The sequence below is a fragment of the Exilibacterium tricleocarpae genome, assembly GCF_007004655.1.
GTDB classification, from domain to species: domain Bacteria; phylum Pseudomonadota; class Gammaproteobacteria; order Pseudomonadales; family Cellvibrionaceae; genus Exilibacterium; species Exilibacterium tricleocarpae.
In genome coordinates, this window is record NZ_ML660090.1 from 219,265 (window position 1) to 239,836 (window position 20,572).

At 58.7% G+C, this 20,572-nt stretch carries 21 protein-coding genes; 11 read left to right on the forward strand and 10 right to left on the reverse strand.

Annotated elements, in window-relative coordinates; all coding sequences use genetic code 11:
* Positions 1-122: 122 nt before the first annotated feature.
* Positions 123-1,010 carry an acyl-CoA thioesterase gene (locus FKG94_RS07350; protein ID WP_142903556.1) on the reverse strand — a complete coding sequence of 296 codons (888 nt, stop codon included), beginning with the start codon at positions 1,008-1,010 and terminating at the stop codon, positions 123-125.
* A gap of 116 nt (positions 1,011-1,126) precedes the next feature.
* Positions 1,127-1,948: an SDR family NAD(P)-dependent oxidoreductase gene (locus tag FKG94_RS07355; RefSeq protein ID WP_142903557.1), complete on the reverse strand. Its 822-nt coding sequence runs from the start codon at positions 1,946-1,948 to the stop codon at positions 1,127-1,129.
* Positions 1,949-2,383: 435 nt separating this feature from the next.
* Here FKG94_RS07355 and FKG94_RS07365 point away from each other — a divergent pair, with 435 nt between their 5' ends.
* The 3 genes from FKG94_RS07365 (at position 2,384) to FKG94_RS07375 (ending at position 6,120) form a co-directional block, all read left to right on the forward strand.
* Positions 2,384-3,139: a hypothetical protein gene (locus FKG94_RS07365; protein WP_142903559.1), complete on the forward strand. Its 756-nt coding sequence runs from the start codon at positions 2,384-2,386 to the stop codon at positions 3,137-3,139.
* The gene (locus FKG94_RS07370) at positions 3,136-4,839 is read left to right on the forward strand and encodes a BamA/TamA family outer membrane protein (RefSeq protein ID WP_142903560.1); all 1,704 of its coding nucleotides are present in this window, start codon (positions 3,136-3,138) and stop codon (positions 4,837-4,839) included. Before FKG94_RS07365 ends, FKG94_RS07370 begins: the two co-directional genes overlap by 4 nt.
* Before the next feature lie 498 nt (positions 4,840-5,337).
* The gene (locus FKG94_RS07375) at positions 5,338-6,120 is read left to right on the forward strand and encodes a SapC family protein (protein WP_142903561.1); all 783 of its coding nucleotides are present in this window, start codon (positions 5,338-5,340) and stop codon (positions 6,118-6,120) included.
* Between the two features lie 61 nt (positions 6,121-6,181).
* Here the strand turns inward: FKG94_RS07375 and FKG94_RS07380 are convergent, their stop codons facing one another.
* The 4 genes from FKG94_RS07380 to radC all read right to left on the reverse strand — a co-directional run bounded on the left by FKG94_RS07380 (position 6,182) and on the right by radC (position 8,826).
* The gene (locus FKG94_RS07380) at positions 6,182-7,093 is read right to left on the reverse strand and encodes a haloalkane dehalogenase (RefSeq protein WP_142903562.1); all 912 of its coding nucleotides are present in this window, start codon (positions 7,091-7,093) and stop codon (positions 6,182-6,184) included.
* A 421-nt stretch (positions 7,094-7,514) separates the two neighbouring features.
* The gene (gene rpmG / locus FKG94_RS07385) at positions 7,515-7,670 is read right to left on the reverse strand and encodes a 50S ribosomal protein L33 (RefSeq protein WP_142903563.1); all 156 of its coding nucleotides are present in this window, start codon (positions 7,668-7,670) and stop codon (positions 7,515-7,517) included.
* A gap of 11 nt (positions 7,671-7,681) precedes the next feature.
* The gene (gene rpmB, locus FKG94_RS07390; RefSeq protein WP_142903564.1) at positions 7,682-7,918 is read right to left on the reverse strand and encodes a 50S ribosomal protein L28; all 237 of its coding nucleotides are present in this window, start codon (positions 7,916-7,918) and stop codon (positions 7,682-7,684) included.
* 233 nt (positions 7,919-8,151) lie between these two features.
* A complete protein-coding gene (radC, locus tag FKG94_RS07395; protein ID WP_142903565.1) occupies positions 8,152-8,826 on the reverse strand; it encodes a RadC family protein in 675 nt (224 codons plus the stop codon).
* A 324-nt stretch (positions 8,827-9,150) separates the two neighbouring features.
* Here radC and coaBC point away from each other — a divergent pair, with 324 nt between their 5' ends.
* From coaBC to argB, 3 genes are all read left to right on the forward strand, one after another.
* Positions 9,151-10,347: a bifunctional phosphopantothenoylcysteine decarboxylase/phosphopantothenate--cysteine ligase CoaBC gene (gene coaBC, locus FKG94_RS07400; protein WP_142903566.1), complete on the forward strand. Its 1,197-nt coding sequence runs from the start codon at positions 9,151-9,153 to the stop codon at positions 10,345-10,347.
* Between the two features lie 75 nt (positions 10,348-10,422).
* A complete protein-coding gene (locus tag FKG94_RS07405) occupies positions 10,423-12,879 on the forward strand; it encodes a phosphomannomutase/phosphoglucomutase (protein ID WP_246125003.1) in 2,457 nt (818 codons plus the stop codon).
* Positions 12,880-12,942: 63 nt separating this feature from the next.
* The gene (argB, locus tag FKG94_RS07410; protein WP_142903567.1) at positions 12,943-13,848 is read left to right on the forward strand and encodes an acetylglutamate kinase; all 906 of its coding nucleotides are present in this window, start codon (positions 12,943-12,945) and stop codon (positions 13,846-13,848) included.
* Between the two features lie 227 nt (positions 13,849-14,075).
* Here argB and FKG94_RS07415 read toward each other — a convergent pair whose 3' ends face one another.
* Positions 14,076-14,318: a hypothetical protein gene (locus FKG94_RS07415; protein WP_142903568.1), complete on the reverse strand. Its 243-nt coding sequence runs from the start codon at positions 14,316-14,318 to the stop codon at positions 14,076-14,078.
* Between FKG94_RS07415 and slmA the strand changes: the two genes are divergently transcribed.
* Positions 14,301-14,915 (forward strand): nucleoid occlusion factor SlmA, encoded by a 615-nt coding sequence (slmA, locus tag FKG94_RS07420; protein ID WP_142903569.1) that lies wholly within the window; start codon positions 14,301-14,303, stop codon positions 14,913-14,915. The genes FKG94_RS07415 and slmA overlap by 18 nt on opposite strands.
* Positions 14,916-14,955: 40 nt before the next feature.
* Here the strand turns inward: slmA and FKG94_RS07425 are convergent, their stop codons facing one another.
* Both FKG94_RS07425 and pyrE read right to left on the reverse strand, forming a co-directional pair.
* Positions 14,956-15,600, reverse strand: a complete 645-nt coding sequence (locus tag FKG94_RS07425; RefSeq protein WP_142903570.1) for a hypothetical protein — start codon at positions 15,598-15,600, stop codon at positions 14,956-14,958.
* 97 nt (positions 15,601-15,697) lie between these two features.
* Positions 15,698-16,342 (reverse strand): orotate phosphoribosyltransferase, encoded by a 645-nt coding sequence (pyrE, locus tag FKG94_RS07430; protein WP_142903755.1) that lies wholly within the window; start codon positions 16,340-16,342, stop codon positions 15,698-15,700.
* Positions 16,343-16,634: 292 nt separating this feature from the next.
* Between pyrE and FKG94_RS07435 the strand changes: the two genes are divergently transcribed.
* On the forward strand, positions 16,635-17,414 hold the full coding sequence (locus FKG94_RS07435) for an exodeoxyribonuclease III (protein WP_142903571.1): 780 nt from the start codon (positions 16,635-16,637) through the stop codon (positions 17,412-17,414).
* Positions 17,415-17,457: 43 nt separating this feature from the next.
* On the opposite strand, the gene rph is transcribed toward FKG94_RS07435, so the two are convergent.
* Positions 17,458-18,174 carry a ribonuclease PH gene (gene rph / locus FKG94_RS07440; protein WP_142903572.1) on the reverse strand — a complete coding sequence of 239 codons (717 nt, stop codon included), beginning with the start codon at positions 18,172-18,174 and terminating at the stop codon, positions 17,458-17,460.
* Between the two features lie 411 nt (positions 18,175-18,585).
* Here rph and FKG94_RS07445 point away from each other — a divergent pair, with 411 nt between their 5' ends.
* The 3 genes from FKG94_RS07445 to rpoZ all read left to right on the forward strand — a co-directional run bounded on the left by FKG94_RS07445 (position 18,586) and on the right by rpoZ (position 20,570).
* A complete protein-coding gene (locus FKG94_RS07445) occupies positions 18,586-19,452 on the forward strand; it encodes a YicC/YloC family endoribonuclease (protein WP_142903573.1) in 867 nt (288 codons plus the stop codon).
* Positions 19,453-19,489: 37 nt separating this feature from the next.
* Positions 19,490-20,107, forward strand: a complete 618-nt coding sequence (gmk, locus tag FKG94_RS07450) for a guanylate kinase (protein ID WP_142903574.1) — start codon at positions 19,490-19,492, stop codon at positions 20,105-20,107.
* A 211-nt stretch (positions 20,108-20,318) separates the two neighbouring features.
* Complete coding sequence (gene rpoZ / locus FKG94_RS07455) at positions 20,319-20,570, forward strand: DNA-directed RNA polymerase subunit omega (protein WP_142903575.1); 252 nt, start codon at positions 20,319-20,321, stop codon at positions 20,568-20,570.
* Positions 20,571-20,572: the final 2 nt, after the last annotated feature.

A 20,572-nucleotide genomic window follows, 5' to 3' on the forward strand; every position in this document is an offset into this window, starting at 1 on the left:
AATGGGCGCTGGAACACCTACTCGTATAAAAGTACGGTTAGATGCGAAAAGGCACTCGTTTCAGGGTCTACTTCTTGGTACTTCAGAGGACTTGCTCCAATTCACACACACTTGCCCTAATCCTATTTATCGGGCGTAAAACGAATCAACCCCTCCTGAGCGGCCGAGGCGACCAGCTTGCCGTCACGGGTGTAAAAACTACCGCGATTAAAACCCCGCGCACCGCCGGCACGGGGGCTGTCCATATGATAATAAAGCCACTTATCGGCGCGAAAATCGCAATGAAACCACATGGCGTGGTCCAGGCTGGCGCCCTGAAATCCCGGGGTCCAGAAGTGTACCGGATGGGCCCGCAATGACGTACCCATCAGCTGCATATCCGAGGCATAGGCGAGAATCATGCGATGGACGGCCGGGTCGTCACTCAGGGTGCCGTTGGCTTTTACCCACATGCCCTGTACCGGTGCGGCCTCGACCGACAGATCATCCAGATCGCGGCGCTGGATGACCCGGGCATCAATGGCACGAAAACGCCCGACATCCTCGGGCAGGCGGCCCGGATACCGGCGACTGATGCTCTCCCAGTATTCCCAATCGGTCTGCAAACCCTCGGGGCCAGGCACCTCAGGCATATCCATCTGGTGCTCCAACCCCTGTTCGAGCTTTTGGAACGACATGGAGGCGTTGAGGATCGCTTTGCCGCTCTGCCGGGCAACCACCCGGCGGGTGGTAAAGCTGCCGCCATCGCGAATCGGGTCGACCTCGAAGATAATGTTTTTCTCTACATCCCCGGGGCGCAGAAAATAAGCGTGCAGGGAATGCAGATAGCGCTCGGATGTCAGGGTGCGGGTGGCGGCGCTGACCACCTGCGCCAGCACCTGACCGCCAAACACTCGCGGCGTGCGCCGCACCTTGGTATCGCCCCGGAACAGGTAGGTATCCAGTTGTTCAACTTGCAGGTTGTCGACCAGGTCGTCGAGACCAAAAATCCTGTCGCTGGCTGGTGGCATAGTCACTTTTCCCAGGTTTGGCGGCGCGGGCTGGCGCAAAAAGCCCGCATTGTAGCATTGAACCGTTACTTGAGGAGGTGCTATTCGTGGCCGCTCGCCCGCAGTTACCCCTGGGCTCAGGGCTGTTGCTGGTCCGCAAAACGTTCGGCCATATGCGCGACCGTAGTGGGGAATACCAGCACCCCCGGCTTGGCCAGGCTGGCGAAAATTTCCCCGGCGACCTTGTCCGGAGTCTCCCAGTCTTTCACCATATCTTTGTACTTGTCCTTACCCGCACCGATCGCAGCATTGAAGATATTGGTTTTCATTCCACCGGGACACACCACCTTGACTTGTATGCCCATGGCATCCAGCTCGCCGTGCAGCGAGCGAAACGCGCCCACCAATGCGTGCTTCGAGGCGGCATAGGCGTGCAAATCGGGCCCCGACGGGATCACCCCCAGAATCGATGCCACATTGATAATGGCACCGCCCTGGCGGCGCAGCGCCGGAATAGCCCGCTGCGCCAAATCGATATAGGCCCAGTAATTGACTTCGAACAGATGCTGGGCCTGCGCCAGCTGTTGTTGCTGCAGGTTGGCAAAATAGGCGTAGCCGGCATTGTTGATTAACATGTCCACGCGCCCAAACCGCGCCAGGGCCCGATCGATAACCCGACCGCGCTGCCGGGCATCGGCTAAGTCCACTTCCACCACCAGAGCTTCGCCGCCGCGTTTTGTGTAGGCCTCGGCGAACGCCTGCGACGGTCCCGGGTTAATATCGGCCAGCACCAGTTTCATCTCTCTGGCTGCCGCCTCCTCCACCAGGGCGGCGCCCAGGCCGCTGCTGCTGCCGGTGATGATTACAACCTTGCCGCGGTAATCCGATTCGGCGCCCTGAACGGTGGCGACAAGTAATAAAGCCACTATTGCGAGTGATAGTCGACGGTACATTTCCATAAGCGGTTCCTCTCATTGGCATGCATCATTTGCGTGCATCATTGGTGTGAATCGATTGTTTGCGTGAGCCGATCGCCAGGGCGGATCGACACCCGCCGGACATCAATGCCAACCCAGTAAAAAAACCGCCGGTATCGCAGCAGATAGCGCGCCATAAAAAGCTTCTCCGGCGATATAGGGGAGGCACCAGATGTTACCGAGGCCTGCCGGCGCGCCTATGGCCGCAAACAGGAAAGTCGTGCCGGATGTCCAGGTGCGAATTGGGGAATTGGCGGCCATGGGTTTGTTTGCGCTGGTTGCGAACCGGCGGGCGCGCCGGCGGTCATACACACTAGCGCCATATAAACATTCCATTGCCTTGCCAAACAACCCTTGAATGAACGAATGCTTTATGATTGAGTCATCGCCACGGGCAGATCGCGGGAGCACCGGAGTATGACAAATGGGACTGCGACCAATGGAGCCATGACACCCGGAACCCTAATGAGTGGGACCGGGACTTCGCCGACTGCAACACCATCACCCCAGTCTCTGTACCTGCTCGGCTACAGCGCCGCGGTGTTGCCGCTGCTGACCATGCATCTGTGTTTTCTGGTATCGGCATGGCAGGGCCATATCGATTGGTGCATGCCCTACTGGTCTCACTGTGTCAGTATCAGCAGAGCAGGGCGCTACGGCCTGTCTTATTTTTTGTTTAAAGGCGGGTTTATTCCCACCACCATACTGCTGGGTTTCTTTTGGCAGTTGAGCGTGCTGTGGTTACAGTTGCTCACCGGCCGGCGCGACCGCTGGCTACCCTGGATCGGCTGGCTCGCCTCCCTGTCATTATTGGTATATACACTGGCTTTAGGTCACCATGGCGATGCCTTTCGCCAGTTGCGCCGCGCCGGTGTGATCCTGTTTATGGGCCTGACATTTATCGCCCAGGTGCGGGTAAGCAGTGCCCTGGCCCAGAGCCGGTCACTGCAGCGCGCCGGCAGGCGCCTGCTGGCGTTTTGCGGATTTATTCTGGCCATCGCCCTGGTGTCACTGGGACTCGATGCCGCCATGGGGTCGGATTACGACATGATAGAGGATACCTTCGAATGGTGGCTGGTAATGCTGTTGATTGTACATTTCTTCGCCCTGGCCCGGTTGTGGCAGCGCAGCGGCTTTCGCCTGCAGCCCGCCGTCTCCCCAGGCGGGGGTTGAGCACCGCAGCGCGGTCGCGCGCGCGCTGCCGGCAACGTCCGCGGCGCTGGCTGGTGGCGTTGGCCGGCGCCTTCAGCCTGGCGGCCGACGCCTGTCGCGAACTGACACCGGAATCGCCCCAGGAGCAGTTCGAATTTCGCCTGCAGGAATATTCGCTCGACCCGGTTATTGCGCCGGGCGCCACTATCGGCCGTATCGATATCAAACGCTTCAACGTTTTCGACCTCGACAATCCGGACGATAACCAGTGGTATGCCCGCCTGGCCAACCGCTGGCACTGGGTGACGTGGGAAAAGGTCATTCGCGATATGCTGCTGGTAAAACCCGGCGATGACTGGTCGGCGCAAAAAGCCCGGGAGAGCGAGCGGCTGCTGCGGTCGCAGCACTATATCTACGACGCCCGGGTGCGTGCGCGCAAGTACTGCGACAACCTGGTGGAGGTGGAAGTTATCGTGCGCGACGTCTGGACCCTCACCGGCGGCATCAGCTTTACCACCGGCGGCGGCGAGAGCCGCGGCTCCATCTTTGTCAGCGATATCAATGCCTTTGGCACCGGCACCTCGCTGTCGCTGGGACGCACGGACGACAGCGAGCGCACTGGCGAGTTTATTGAATATCGCGACCGCCAACTGGGCGGTTCGCGCTGGGAGCTCAGAACCCGGCTGGCGGACAATGAAGACGGCTTCGATCGCAACCTCTCGATCGGCCTGCCCTTTTTTTCCCTCGACGCCAGGCGCCACTATCTCGCCGCCTGGCGTGAAGAGGAGCGGGATGACACACTCTACTTCCGCAACGACGATGTGGAGGAGTTCGGCCACCTTATCGACGCCGGTGCCCTGACGCTGGGCTGGAGTCGCGGTCTGGTCAACGGGCACACCACCCGCTGGCAGGCCGGCTGGCAATACCAGCGGGATCGCTTTTTTGTCACCGATGAAACACGGGAGCCAAACGCGCTGCCGGAGGACCGCACCCGGTCCTTTCCCTGGCTGGGGATCGAACGCATCGAAGATCGGTTTCTGGTCAGCCAAAACATCCGCGCCAGCGGCCGCAATGAGGACCTCTATGTAGGCCAGCGCTGGAACCTGCAGCTCGGCGCCCTGGGCTCGGCCACCGGCAGTGACGAGTCCCTCTGGTTCCTGGGGGGCAACTATCAGAACACCCTACACCCCTGGGGCGACAGCCTGTTGCACACCCGGCTCGGCGGCAGGGGCTTTTGGGACAGCAGCAACGACGACTGGGAGAACCTGCACATCACCAATACCTGGCAGTGGCGCATCAACCCCTTTGCCCGGCGCCAGTGGCTGGCGGACCTGCGCCTGGACTACACCCGCAATCTGACCCGCGACCGGCAGTTGCTGCTCGGCGGTGACAACGGGCTGCGGGGTTACCCGTCACGCTTCCAGGCGGGAGATCGCAGCTTTTTGCTCAGTATCGAGCGGCGCCGCTTCTACGACACCCATCTGCTGCGGCTGTTTTACGCCGGCTCGGCGGTGTTCGTGGACACCGGCCGCGCCTGGTTCAAGGGGCGGGACAACGGTGAAAGCGGCGGTACTCTGACCAATGTGGGGTTCGGCCTGCGGGTGGTCCCGAGCCGCTTCCGCAGCGACCGTATCCTGTCCATCGACCTGGCTTTCCCCCTGCAATCGGGTCCGGATATCGACAGTTACGAACTCTCCATTCGCGGCCGGCAGACATTTTAGGCACCCGCCTGCTGCCGGCGGACCGACGGGCGCAGGCCGGCTGTGTACCCCGGGCTCGTCCCGAATGTTTTCGAAAGGCCGGATTCGCTGCACTATCGGCGGGAATTGTGGCAATATCACCCCCCTTCGCACTGCGACTCCAGCGGCAACTTTAGTTACCACTAAAGTTAGACCAACGAGGTCTTCCTCTGGGGCGGGCTAGCGCTTCGACCAGAAAGTATTTTCATTTCGATGGCACTGAGGTCTCGATCCGGGTATAGCCCTTCGGGACCTTCGCCAGCAGGGATGCTGGCGCAGAGCCTACAGGGATGCATTTACGGCGTGTCCCGAAGGGCTATACCCGGATTGAGACCGGGCTGGTTAAGGACACCAAAACCCGTTTTGGGTGAAAAGATTTACTGGTCAGAGCACTAATATCACGGGTGCGCCCGGCACAGGCCGACGCAGCCGGGATTTACACTGACAACTTTATTCAGGCTCACAACAAGAGATTTTCGAATGGCTAATGAATCCAACGCCGCCGCCACCGGTAAGGTGAATATCGTGCGCGTCAACAAAGACAAACATAAAAATATCAAGATCAAATCCACCAGCGGCATGCCGCAGGCAACCAAACTGCATATTTCCTCGGTGGTAGCCCGTGAGTTTCCCCAGGCGGCAACCAACTTCCCGGTGGTCTTTATCAAGGACTCCAACAGCGGTCGCTACCTGGCGGTGAGCCTGTTTGGTTTTGAAGAGGGAGAAAACCTGTTTTTCGAAGACGGGAAATGGGCCGCCACCTATGTGCCCATGAATATCGCCCGCTATCCCTTCGCCATCGAGGTCAGTGAGAACGCCGATAAAAAAGCGGTGGTCCACGTCGGTCTCGACAAAAGCAGCGACTATGTCAACGAGGAGGAGGGCCAGGCGTTATTCAGCGAGCAGGGCGAGGAAACCGATTACCTGAAAAGTATGACCAAATATCTCGGCGAGCTGTTCGAGAGCGAGATGGTAACCCAGCATTTCACCAACCGGATGGTTGAGATGGAGCTGGTGCAGCCGATGGACTTCGGCCTGGAGATGGCCAACGGCGACAAGCGCTCAGTAACCGGCATCTACACTATTCACCAGGAAAAACTGCAAAACCTCGATGACGAGAAACTGACCGCACTGCACAAGCAGGGCTATCTGGGTCCCGTCTACGCCATGCTGACGTCGCTGGGCCAGGTAAACCGGCTGGTGCGGCTGCGCAATAAGACCGGGGTCAATACCATCAACCGCCTGCACCTGCAATTGAAGTAAAACCTTCACCGGTGCCCCGACACCCGGGGCACTCACTGCAACCGGGTGAGGCGGGGCTGCCCTAACGCGGATTGTCGGCGATAAACTTCACCGTCACTTGCGCCAGTGCCTCGCCCTGATCTTCCTGCAAAAAGTGCCCGCCATTTTCGATGGTCGTATGCGCCTGCCCGGCAGTGCCGGGCACAAGCTTCTGGAATACCTTGTCGCCACCGCGGGTAATCGGATCGGCATCGCTGAATGCCGTCAGGAAGGGCTTGCGCCACTGTTTCAATACCTCCCAGGCGGCCAGGTTTTTCTCCCGCGCCGGATTGTCGGGCGCGGTGGGCACCAGCAGTGGGAATTGGCGGGCGCCCTCTTTATAGCGCTCGTCCGGGAACGGGGCGTCATAAGCGGCAATAACGGCGGCGGGCAGCTCTGCGGTCACTGCACCGCTGATAATCTTACCGGTGGGAAACTCCTCGACCTCTTGAGAAAACTTCTGCCATTGCAGAAAGGCCTCTCCCGGGTCGTGGTCACCGGTCGGCAACATGGTATTGGCCGCCACCACGCGGGCGAAGCGATCGGGGTTTTCCGCCACCAGGCGCAGGCCGATTAAGCCGCCCCAGTCCTGGCAGACCAGGGTCGCGCTCGCCAAGTCGACCTGTTCCAGCCAGCTTTGCATCCAGGCGACGTGGCGTGCGTAGGTATAGTCGCTGCGCCGGGTGGGCTTGTCGGAGCGTCCAAAGCCGATCAGGTCCACCGCCAGCACCCGATGGCCCGCCTCTACCAGGATGGGAATCATTTTCCGATACAAATAAGACCAGGACGGCTCCCCGTGCATCAGCAACACCGGATCGGCACCGGCGGGCCCCTCGTCCAGGTAGTGAACCCGCAGTTGCCCGCCTTCGGTGTCGTCCACAGTAAGGTAATGGGGCGCAAACGGGTAGTCGGGCAGGTTTTCAAATTGAGCGTCGGGGGTGCGCAAAAATTCCATGATAGCTCCTCTAGAACTTATATCGAATAGCTTTTACTATCGCAGCCTTTGCCGGGTTCAAGCCGGCAGGCGGCCCAATAGTAGTGCGTTTACCGGTGCCGTATCCGCTGCCAGGCGTCGCTCAGGCGCGTCCCCGGTACCAGGGGCACTGCGGTGCGGGGCGCGGCGTATCGATCAAAGGTTTTCGGGCTTGGCATGGCAAGAGCGCCTGAAGGTGGGGAATACAATACCGGAACGGTCATTCTAGTACCCGCTGTGACGACGCACAAGAAACTTAACAGCCACAAAAAAACCCGGTTTGCACCGGGTTTTTAGAAGGGTCCTGCTTTCTCTCTCTACTGACCTGACCTGCCCTGACCTGACCTGATTTACCACCTTCGGCCCTCGGGGCACCCGGGAGGTCGGCAGGTGGCAAACCGATCTACTTGATCTTGCCTTCTTTATACATCACGTGCTTGCGCACCACCGGATCGAACTTCATGATTTCCATCTTCTCCGGCATATTGCGCTTGTTCTTGGTGGTGGTATAAAAATGGCCGGTGCCGGCACTGGAATTTAAACGAATCTTTTCGCGCATTTTACAATCTCCTAGACTTTCTCGCCGCGGGCGCGCAGCGTACCCAGCACCTGCTCGATACCCTGCTTGTCGATAATACGCATACCTTTAGCTGAAACACGCAGCTTCACAAAGCGCTTTTCCGCCTCAACCCAAAACCGGTGGGTGTGCAGATTAGGCAAAAAACGACGCTTGGTGTGGTTTTTCGCATGAGAAACATTGTTACCGGTTACCGGACGCTTGCCTGTAACCTGACATACCTTGGACATTTTCCCGCCTCGTCAATACAAATCACTCGCTCTATCGCCCGCTGGTTTCGGTTGGGCGACACGGGGAGATTTCGCTATGCCCCCGCCACAAAGAGCGGCGTTTTATACCAGAACGACCCGGCAATAGCAAGATTTCACTGCCGCTGGCGGCAAAATCCACCATCTGTCTCCGGTGTACTACCATCTACGCCACCTGGGCACTACCTATGCACTACCTATGCACTACCTATGCACTACAGCAGGCCCCGCTCGGCAAAGGAGACCACCTCGGTGTCACCCACGACCATATGATCCAAAACCCGCACATCGATCAACCCCAGCGCCTGGCGCAGGCGCTCAGTAATGCGAATGTCGGCCTGACTCGGCTCGGCAATGCCCGAGGGGTGGTTATGGGCCAGTATCAGTGCGGCGGCGTTTCTGTGCAGGGCCCGCTTAACCACTTCCCTCGGATAGATACTGGCGCCGTCGATAGTGCCGGTAAACAGCTCTTCATAAGCCAGCGGTCGATTTTGACTGTCCAGAAACAGTACGGCAAATACTTCCTGCTGCTGGTGGCGCAGGTGTGCGCGCAGATACTGTCGCACCGCCGCCGGACTTTCCAGAGCATCCTCCCGGTCGAGGGTCTCGCGGAGGTGACGCCGGGCAATTTCCAGGGTCGCCTGCAATTGAGAGAACTTGGCCATGCCCAATCCCCGGGCCCGGCAAAAGCACTGCTGATCGGCCTCCAGCAGTTGCCTGAGCCCGCCGAACTGCGCCAGCAACTCCCGCGCCAGGTCAACCGCTGACTTGCCGCGGCAGCCGGTGCGCAGAAAAATCGCCAGCAGCTCGGCGTCGGACAGTACCCCAGCACCTCTGGACAGCAGTTTTTCCCTGGGTCTCTCGGCGCTGGGCCAATCCCTGATCGCCATGCTTGCACACTCCTTGTTGCCCTGTCGCCGGCATAACGGCGCGCTGAACACGACGCCGATCCGGTATTAAAGCAGCCTGGCGAAACCCTGTCGAGCAAGCATATAATGAAATTTAAGCAACTCACTGGTAATTATGACCTGGGGTGATATGGTACTGGCTTTTCCCGGGTCCGCGGCTGTGCTACCGGCGGTTTTTAGCGGCAATAGCCACACCCCGGGTCCCATTTCCAATTGGGGTCTGCACCAGGACGCTGTTAGAAAAGCGACGGGCCAAATTCAGATAAAGGCTTCTGGTTAGAGACAAGTGACATTCAAGACTGCGGCATGAGCTCCCTGAACAACAAACACATACTTCTCGGCGTCACCGGCGGCATCGCCGCCTATAAAAGCGCCGAAATTATCCGCCGACTGCAGGACCAGGGGGCCGAAGTGCGCGTCGTGATGACGGCAGCGGCTCAGGAGTTTATTACGCCCCTGACAATGCAGGCGCTGTCCGGCCACCCGGTACATACCACACTGCTGGACCCTGAGGCGGAGGCGGGCATGGGCCATATCGCCCTGGCGCGCTGGGCGGACCTGCTGTTGATCGCCCCCGCCAGCGCCGATTTTATGGCGCGCCTGGCACAGGGTAAGGGCGACGATCTGCTGAGCACCGTGTGCCTGGCAACCGCCGCCACTATCTGTGTGGCCCCGGCCATGAATCAGGCAATGTGGCGCAATGCGGCCACGCAAAACAATCTGGCGCAGTTGCAGCGGCAAGGCGTCGTCACCGTCGGACCCGACACCGGCAGCCAGGCCTGCGGTGATGTGGGCCCCGGTCGCATGCTGGAACCCGCCGCTATCGCCGCACATTGCGCCGGGCTGTTCGATACCGGCAGCCTGGCCGGCAAGCGGGTGGTGATTACCGCCGGCCCCACCCGCGAGGCACTGGACCCGGTCCGCTATATCAGCAATCACAGCTCCGGCAAAATGGGCTATGCACTGGCCGAAGCGGCGCGGGAAGCGGGCGCCACCACGGTGTTGATCAGTGGACCCACCCACCTGCCCAGTCCGGAGCGGGTCACACTGCTACCGGTTGTAAGTGCCGAGGAGATGTACGCCGCCAGCCTGCAGGCCCTGCCGGACTGTGATGTCTTTATCGCCACCGCGGCAGTGGCGGACTATCGACCGGATCAGGCCGCCGCGCAAAAAATTAAAAAAGGCGAGCGCGACACGCTGGTAATAGAGCTGGTAAAAAACCCGGACATAGTCGCCGCGATGGCGGCCCATACACCCAAGCCGTTTACGGTAGGCTTCGCTGCGGAAACCGAACGCGTGATCGATTACGCCCGCGATAAACTGGAGCGCAAACAACTCGATTTGGTGGTGGCCAATGATGTCTCCCGTTCCGACATTGGCTTTAACAGTGATGAGAACGCCGTCACCCTGGTGTGGCCGCAGCGTGAAGAAAACCTGTCGCGCCGCAGCAAGCATCAATTGGCCCGTGACTTGGTCGAGCGAATTGCCAGACAATTGGCGTAAAATAACTGATTCACCGGTCACTTTTCTGCACTGACAACTATTCAACCGAAACAACGGCTCTAAAGGAAAAACAGCGTGGAAGCCCAAACGACCTCGCCGCCGAACACAAAAACAGGGGCAGCGGCAGATCGAAAAGCGCAAAAGAAACGCCAGGGCATCGTTCTGGCGGTGATGTTGATGTTGAATATCGGCCTGGCTTACTGGGCCTATACCAAATGGGTTGTCGAGGCACAACAACAGCGACTGGATCGACTGACAGACTCCATAGGTCAGCAACTGGCAAGCAGGACCGGAGAGCGGCTTACACAATTGCAGGCCGACATTGAACGCCTTGCCGCGCAGCCGGGTCTGGCACAGGCCCTGGCCGACAACAACGCGACAGCACTGCGGGTTTTTCGCAACGGCATAGGGCGAACCCTGGTCGATGCGATCGCCATCCGCTTCATTCCGCTGAATACCGCGGACGTGGACGCAAGCGGCGCAGTGCCGCTGCGCTTTGCCGAGCTGGATATGATCAACCGCGCTGAAAAACGCACGCCGGTGACACCTGAGGCCAGCAGCCTCGACGGCGCCTGGATTTTACACGCCGTTGCCCCGATACCTGCCGAGGCGGAAAAGCCGGTGGCGGGCACACTGTTTATCAGCCTTGGCAACGACAGCCTGCAGCCTTTGTTGAGCGAGACCGACAGCCATCTCGGCAAGGCTGAACTGATGCAGCAGTTTCCGCTCTCAGCCCCGAAAACCGTTGTCGCCATCGGCGCAGGCGACCTCGGCGCCGGCCAGGTACACAGCGTCGCCGACACCCACTGGAAAATCCGCTTCACACCGGGCCCCGCCCTGGCGGAACAGGCCGCGGTCAATCCCCTGCCGTTGATTCTGGTACTGGCACTGATAGCCGCCATCACCCTGGCCGGCAGCTATCAGCTGGCCAAACACCCCCGGCTGTTGCCGCCGTCCGCTGCCAGGCGACAGGCCGGGGCGACACCGGATCCCGCCGCCGCGGCCAGCACCGGGGAGACACTCGCCGACACCATCGACCAGGATATTCTCGATATCGATGTGGCCGATGAGGATCGCGACCTGCTCGGGTTGCAGGAATCGTCCGCCACTGCCGGCGGCACCCAGCCCGACTCCGTAGCCTCGGGTGCCCAAACCAAGGATATACCGGCGGCGATCTTTCGGGCCTACGACATCCGCGGTGTTGTAGGCACTGAACTCACCGCTGAGCTGGCGGAGTTTATCGGCCGCGCCACAGCCAGCGAAGCGCTGGACCGGGGGGAGACAGCGCTGCTGGTGGGACGCGACGGCCGCAGCCACAGCCCGGAGCTGACCGCCAGCCTGATCAAAGGCATTCTCAGCACCGGCTGCAACGTCATCAACATCGGTCTGGTGCCGACACCGGTGCTCTACTACGCCACCTGTGAGACGGGCACCACCAACAGCGGTGTTATGGTAACCGCAAGCCACAATGCGGCCGAGTACAACGGTTTCAAACTGGTGCTGGGCGGCGGCGCTCTCGCCGACGATGATATTCAGCAACTGCGCTCGCGCATCCTGCGCCGGGATTTCCACTCGGGGCAGGGCAGCGAAGAGCAGCGGGACATAACCGCAGAGTATATCGACAGGATTTTTTCCGATGTAGCGCTGGCGGGAGAGATATCGATTGTCATCGATGCCGGCAACGGCGCCACCAGCGAGGTGGCGCCGGCGCTGTTCGAAGAGCTGGGCTGCGATGTCATTCCCCTGCACTGCAAAATCGACGGCAGTTTCCCGAACCACGATCCGGACCCCACCCGGCCCGAAAACCTGGCCGACCTGATCGACAAGGTGCGCCAGAGCAACGCCGACATCGGGGTCGCCTTCGACGGCGACGGCGACCGCATCATGGCCGTTACCCCAAAGGGCGAAATTATCTGGCCCGATCGCCTGTTGATGCTGTTCGCCAAAGATATCGTGTCCCGCTGTCCGGGCGCGGATGTCATTTTCGATGTCAAATGCACGCGGCAGCTCAACGGCCTGATTACCAGCTACGGCGGGCGACCGGTCATATGGAAGTCCGGCCACTCGCATATGAAAGCCAAAATGCTGGAGAGCGACGCCATGCTCGGCGGCGAGTTCTCCGGCCATATCTTTATCAAAGACCGCTGGTACGGCTTCGACGACGGCATGTACGCAGCGGCGCGCCTGATAGAAATCATGAGCCTGCGCGACCAGGACCTGGACACCATTTTCGCCGGCTTCCCGGCACTGCCGGCGACGCCGGAAATTCGTATCCCGACGGATGAGGAGAAAAAGTTTCCCCTGATTCGCGCGCTGGTCAGTCAGGGGGACTTCCAAAACGGCAAGATCACCACCGTCGACGGCCTGCGGGTGGATTATGAAAAGAGCTGGGGACTGGTCCGCGCATCGAATACCGCCGCTGCCATCACCCTGCGTTTTGAGGGCGAGACAGAAGAAGACATTCGCCAGGTACAAAAGGTTTTCAAGCGAGAGCTGCTCAAACTCGATGCCGATCTGGCACTAAACTTTTAACGCCCGTGGCATACATCTGACATAGGTGTCAAATACAACTGCTAACATCCTAAGGTTTCCATTATGTCCCTTGCGCGCGATGCCGCGATGAATATCGCCAAGGTGTTGACCGAAGCACTTCCCTATATCCAGCGCTTTACCGGCAAAACCATTGTCGTAAAATTCGGCGGCAATGCCATGATCGACACCGAGCTGCAAAACAGTTTCGCCCGCGATGTGGTACTGATGAAACTGGTGGGCATGAACCCCATAGTGGTGCACGGCGGCGGCCCCCAGATCGGGCAGTTGCTGCAAAAACTCAATATACAAAGCAACTTCGTCGACGGTATGCGCGTCACCGACAGTGAAACCATGGATGTGGTGGAAATGGTGCTAGGTGCAACAGTCAATAAACAAATTGTCAACCTTATCAGCCGTAACGGCGGTCAGGCGATCGGGGTGACCGGTAAAGACGGCCAGTTGATCCGCGCCAAAAAACTGTCAGTCAGTCGCCAGACGCCGGATATGAAAGCAACCGAAATCATCGATATCGGCCATGTGGGCGAGGTGCAGTCCATTAACACTTCGGTCATCGACATGTTGATCAACAGCCATTTCATTCCGGTAATAGCACCTATCGGCGTAGGGGAAAGCGGCGTTTCCTACAATATCAACGCCGATCTGGTGGCCGGCAAAATCGCCGAGGTGCTGCGGGCAGAGAAACTGATACTATTGACCAACGTGGCGGGACTGCAGGATAAGGACGGCAACGTCTTGACCGGTCTCAGTACCGATCAGGTCGATGGACTTATCGCCGACGGCACTATCCATGGGGGCATGCTGCCAAAAATCCGTTGCGCACTGGAAGCGGTCAAGTCCGGCGTGGCCAGCTCACATATTATTGACGGTCGGGTTGCCCACGCCGTACTGTTGGAAATCTTTACAGATGTGGGAGTGGGAACCCTGATCAGTAATCGGCGCCAGGGTTGAAAGCGGTTGCCAAGCGCTGCAGGCTTGGCACCAATAGCGAAAGGCTATCTGCCAAAGCGCCGGGGGCTTTTTGTAAAACCGCTGAAGGCTGTCTATCAAACCGCTGAAGGCTCTCTATCAAACCGCCGAAGGCTCTTAATAAAACCGCTGAAGGCTGTCGATCAAACCGCTGAAGGCTCTCTATCAAACCGCTGAAGGCTCTCTATCAAACCGCTGAAGGCTCCCTATCAAACCGCTGAAGGCTCTTTTTGACCGGAAATCTCAGAATTCACTGTCGCTAATTGTTGAAGCAGCGCACAGATGTGGATAGGATAGAGGGCTTGTGTAAACAGGTGATAGAGCTTGTCAGCCAGCATCCAGCAACTCTTGGAGTCACCTGCTGCACGGCACGAACCGGTGATGCTGATACCAATCCGATGCGATTTGATCCGCAGGTCGACCAATAATAAATCATGAACAAAGCGAGCCATAAAGTTTCCCGCCGCCAGCAAATTCTCGAAGCTTTAGCGCATATGTTGGAAGCCTGCCCCGGCGCACGTATCACCACCGCCGCCCTGGCAAAACAGGTGGGCGTTTCGGAGGCGGCGCTCTACCGGCACTTTCCCAGCAAATCAAAAATGTTCGAAGGGCTCATCGAATTTATCGAAGACACGATTTTTTCCCGTATCAACTTGATCATGTCGGAAGAACCCGGAGCCATAGATCGGTGCCAGAAGATTTTACTCCTGCTACTGACATTTACCGAGCGCAACCCCGGCATTACCCGCATCCTTACCGGCGACGCCCTGGCGGGCGAGACCGAGCGCCTGCGCACGCGCGTGATGCAACTGTTCGACCGGCTGGAGACACAACTGAAACAGATTTTGAGGGAGGCGGAAATTCGCGAAGGTATACGCCCGAGCCTGCCGATTACCGCCGCCGCCAGTCTGCTTATGGCCACTGCCGAGGGTCGTATCGCACAGTTCGTGCGCAGCGAATTCACTCGCATGCCGACCGAGCACTGGGAGGATCAGTGGCCGGTATTGGTGCAGGGTTTTTTGCGCGAAGAGTTACAACCATTGAATTGAGACCAACGCCGGCAGGCCGCGACTCAACCGAGTCAGCTCCCTAATTCACCGCAATCTCTTTGAAGCGTTCAATATCGCGGTCATATTTGGCCGCCACCTCATCGTACTCCGCCTCGCGCTGGATCACCTGGGCTTTGGTGTGCTCGAGTTCGCTTTTCAGATTGCGGATATTGGTCAACAGCGACTGCGGGATGAAACGCCCGGCACGCTCCAGATTGGCAGCCCGTGACTGATGGGTTTCCAGTTCTTCGCGCAAGCCGGTGATGTTGGTGCGCAGCAGCGACATATTGGCATTCAACTGTCCCAGCTTGCGCTCCTTGGCAGCCTCGATGTCACCGACAGTACTGTAGCGCCGACGCAGGGATTTATCCCAGCGCGCCAAGGCCTCCTGCTCTACACGCACCTTTTCTCGTTGTGCCGCCTCTTCCTTGGACACTGCGGGTTGGACGACCTTCACCACCTCGCCCGAGCGATTCAGCACCTCATAACCCTTTTGCGCAAATTCGGGCGGGATAAAGTGGTTAATGACTTTTACACCGTCCTCATTCACATAGCGATAGATAAAAATCTCCGCCACGGCCGCGCCGGCTGCGACACAACCCAATATAGCGATAAAAACGATACGACACGCCGCTTTAGGAGACGGTGTTTTTGGAAACAGTGTTTTTGGAAACATAGTTTTCAAGCAGGTTTCTGGCAACATTTCTGACAGCTTAGCTTTCACCATGGTTAATCGGTCCCGCAGAATACTCAGGACCCCGGACACAAACGTTACAATCCGTTTAATCGACGCCATAGGCAGCCCGATATTGACGTATCGCGGCCAGGTTGGCGGCCTGATCACCCTGCTCCTCCAGGTAAGCGAGAATATGCCCGAGATCGATAATACTCACCACCGGAACACCGTACTCCTGCTCCACCTCCTGAATGGCCGACAGCGCTTGTTTGCCCCGCTCCTGGCGGTTTAGACCAATAAGCACCGCCGCGGGTTCAGCACCGGCGGCAGAAATTATGGACATCACCTCGCGCACCGCAGTTCCCGCGGTAATGACATCATCGACGATCAACACCCGCCCGCGCAGCGGTGCCCCCACCAGCGTGCCGCCCTCGCCGTGGTCCTTGGCCTCTTTGCGGTTGAAGCAATAGGGCAGGTCGCGGGCGTGGTGGTCGGCCAGGGCCACGGCGGTGGCAGCAGCCAGAGGTATGCCTTTGTAGGCAGGCCCGAACACCATATCGAAGTCAACCCCGGCGGCGCACACGGCAGCGGCGTAATGGCGCCCCAGTTGCGCCAGCGCAGCCCCCGTTTGAAAGCGCCCGGCATTGAAGAAATAAGGACTCAAGCGACCCGATTTGAGCGTGAACTCACCAAAACCCAGGGCCTGATGGCGAATGGCCAGGCGGATAAAATCGCGCTGGTACTGCTGCATGGCAATGTCCTGTCGATCGTCCAAATATTACCCATGTAGTTTAGCGTCGGAGAAGATGTTTCCCGCAGCCGCTACACTTGTGCCGGTTGCATTCGCTTACCCTAATTCAAACGGCCGCCGCAAGCAGTGACAAAGGTCACTAATAATTTGCCTATGTCTTCAAAACCAACTAAATACCTCTAACCACAAACTGCGATAACGGTAGAAACTAAAGTTGCTTTGCAAGCGCGCCACAGCTAACAAAAAAGTATAAAGCCCGGTATCATACACAGTCCGTTAACAAGGGGCTAATATGAGAATTATCAGTCTCAGCGTCGACGGCATCCATCAAGCTGCCCAACGCGGTCTTTTCGATTGGATAGCCAGCCAGGACGCAGACATTATTTGCCTTCAGGACTTGCGTGCCCTGGAGTACGAACTGGATGATCCCGTCTTTCATCCAGAGGGCTACAATGCCTATTTTTTCGACTCGGGCAAACAGCACCATAATGGCGTCGCCATCTACAGTCGCTACCAGCCGAAGGCCCTTATCTACGGTATGGGATTCTCCAGCGGCGTGGACATGGACGGGCGCTACCTGCAAGCGGATTTTGATCGCCTCAGTGTCGGCTCGCTGCTGGCACCGAACGCTTTCGACCAGCCCGACCCGGAACAGGCCCAGGCAACCAAAGACGCTTTTTTCGACGACCTTCAGGCGCACCTCAACAAGATCACCCGCAAGCGCCGCGACTATATCTTCTGCGGTAATTGGGCCACCACCCATAACCGCCAGGACGTCCAGGACTGGGAAAACAACCAGCACAGCCCCGGCTGCCTGCCTCACGAACAAAAGTGGATGGACCAACTGTTCACGCAGTTGGGTTACAGCGACGCGTTCCGGCGAGTCATAAAAGACGGTGACGAATACACCTGGTGGCCGAGCAACGAAGTCGGCCGCGGCGATGGCCGGCGCGTCGACTACCAGGTTATCTCGTCAGCGTTGCGCAGCCGCGTTGAGTACGGTGCCATTTATAAAAACCAGGTATTCTCGAGCCACCTGCCGGTCATCATGGACTACGACATCGAGCTGTAAGCGCCGCTGGCAGCGGGTCGACGTCTACATCTGCGTGCCGACCTCACGCCAGCGCCTCTCTCTGCAGCCGGTTCAATTCCACGATGCCCTGCTTTGCCAAACCAAACATGGCGGCAAATTCCGCCTCACTGAACGGATCGGCCTCGGCGGTGCCCTGGATCTCGACGATGGCGCCGTTTTCCGCCATCACGATATTCATATCGGTCTGGGCGTTGGAGTCTTCCAGGTAATCCAGGTCCAGCACCGGCTGGCCCTCATACAGGCCCACGGACACCGAGGCGATCAGGGTCTTCAACGGATCGGCCGGTACCAGTTTGTCCCGCTGCATCTGCCCGAGCGCATCGGCCAGTGCGACACAGGCTCCGGTAATAGCCGCGGTGCGGGTGCCACCGTCGGCCTGAATAACATCACAATCGATGGTGACCGTGTTTTCACCCAGCGCCTCCAGGTCGACCGCCGCCCGCAGCGAGCGGCCGATCAGGCGCTGAATCTCCACCGTGCGCCCCCCCTGTTTGCCACGGGCCGCTTCGCGGTTCATACGCGAGCCGGTGGAGCGCGGCAACATGCCGTACTCGGCGGTAATCCAGCCCCGGCCTTCACCGCGCAGGAAGCGCGGCACCCCGCTGTCCACACTGGCCGTGCAGATCACCCGGGTCTCGCCGAATTCCACCAGCACCGAGCCCTCCGCGTGTTTAGTGTAGTGACGGGTAAGGCGAATATCTCTGAGTTGGTCGAAGTTGCGGCCGCTGGGTCTTTGCATCTTTATTCCTGCTGGTTGGTTCTGCTGGTAGAGGAGAAAGGGCACCGATTATACCCGACCTGGATGTTGGATATAGCAACCTTTGCCACATAAAAACCTGTGATACCATTATGTCGGCTGACACCCGTAACGGACGGCTGTTGGAAACCGGGTAGCCATATCTGCCGGCGGCAGCAGCCGAAAAAAACGGGTAATATCGTGCAAAGAAGCATCTCGGCAGACAGTACCATGGGATGAAAGGCACCAGTGGTAGACAGCGTTTTGAGAGCAAGCGCCTTGGTAGAAAACACATTGGTAGCACATTAGTAGAAAGCACATTGGCAGAAAGCACAGCCAACGTAAGAAACACCGCAAATAAGAAGCACCGCCGACAAACAAAAAGCAATACCAATAAAAAACAGGATCGACAGTATGCCGCGCAGTATGACCGGGTTCGCCCGCTTGGAAGCCAAACATCCCTGGGCAACATTGATATGGGAGCTGCGCAGTGTCAACCACCGTTACCTCGAACCGCACTTTCGCCTGCCCGACACCCTGCGCGCGCTGGAACAGCCGCTGCGCGACCGGGTGCGCAAGCAACTGCAGCGCGGCAAACTGGAAGCCTACCTGCACCTGCAGCGCGACCCGGGCGCCACCGGCGACCTCGACATTAATCAGGAGCTGGCCCATCAGATATCCAACGCCGCCCACCAGATAAATGATCTCCTGGCCGACCCGGCACCGGTCAGCGCACTGGATATCCTGCTCTGGCCGGGTGTTATCCAAGAGCAGGGGGCCGATACGGAAACCATTATGGAAGCGGCCCTGGCGCTGTTTGAAACCGCCCTCGAGCAACTCGTCGCCCACCGCCTGCGCGAGGGCGAGGAACTGGGACAGTTCATTGCCAGGCGTCTCGACAGTATTAGCGCAGAGGTGGCGCAGGTGCGCGGACTGCTGCCCGGTATCCTGCAGTCCCAGCGCCAGCGATTGCAGGCGCGTCTGGAAGCCCTCAAGGCGGAAGTGGATCGGGACCGACTCGAGCAGGAAATGGTCTATCTGGCACAAAAGGCCGATGTCGACGAGGAACTCGATCGCATCGATACCCACGTCGCCGAGGTCAAGCGCGCCCTCGGTCAGTCCGGCGCCATCGGCCGGCGCCTGGATTTTCTCATGCAGGAGCTGAACCGAGAGGCCAACACCCTGTCCTCCAAGTCCGTCGTCAGCGAAACCACCCAGGTAGCGGTGGAGCTCAAAGTATTCATTGAGCAAATGCGCGAACAAATCCAAAATATCGAATAATCTCTTACTGACTGTAATCCATTTAGGCAGGATCGATATGAGCAGCCGCGGTACCCTGTTTACTGTCTCCGCCCCCTCCGGCGCCGGCAAAACCAGCCTGGTCAAGGCACTGGCCGACACCCTGTCCCGGGTAAGGGTCTCTGTATCCCACACCACCCGCGCCATCCGGCCCGGTGAGGTAGACGGCACCAACTACCATTTTGTCAGCCGCAAACACTTCGTCGATATGCTGGAACAGGGTCAGTTCCTGGAACAGGCCGAGGTATTTGGCAATCACTACGGGACCTCCAAAGCCTGGGTGGACGATACCCTGGCCCAGGGCCTGGATGTGATTCTCGAAATCGACTGGCAGGGCGCCCAGCAGGTGCGCCGGCAGTGTCCCGAGGCGATCGGCGTGTTTATCCTGCCGCCCTCGCGCCAGGCCCTGCGCCAACGGCTGACCGGACGCGGCCAGGACGATGCGGCGATCATCGAGCGACGCATGCGCGAGGCCAGTGCCGAAATGTCCCATTATGTGGAGTCGGATTACCTGATCGTCAACGACGACTTCGACACCGCGCTGGCGGAATTCCAGGCGCTGATCACCGCCCACAGCCTGCGCCTGGACCGCCAACAGCAGAACCGGCAACAATTGTTGATGGAGCTATTGTCCTGACAGATCATTTTGCGTACACTGGCCGACTTTTTAAATCTGACGCATAATGCCGGTAGCGGCCGCTTGGACTTGGGCACTCTTGATTGATCGCCAGCGCGATCAATTGATCAATTGTCAGGCCAGCTCGATAAATGATGAGTGGAGCTGCTCGATGAATTAGCGTGTTTCAACCAGCCGGCAACCCCGAACCGAGAACTTACTGGAACCCCCTATGGCGCGTATTACCGTTGAAGACTGTCTGGACCATGTTGATAACCGTTTCGAACTCGTCATCGTAGGCAGCAAACGCGCCCGCCAGATCGCCGTCGGCGGCAAAGACCCCCTGGTCGATGAAGAAAATGACAAGCCCACGGTAATCGCCCTGCGCGAAATCGAACAGGGCCTGGTCGACGCCAGCATCCTGGCCCAGACCGACGACGACCAGGAAAGCATGGGAATGCCGGAATCCCGGCCCGAAGAGTAACC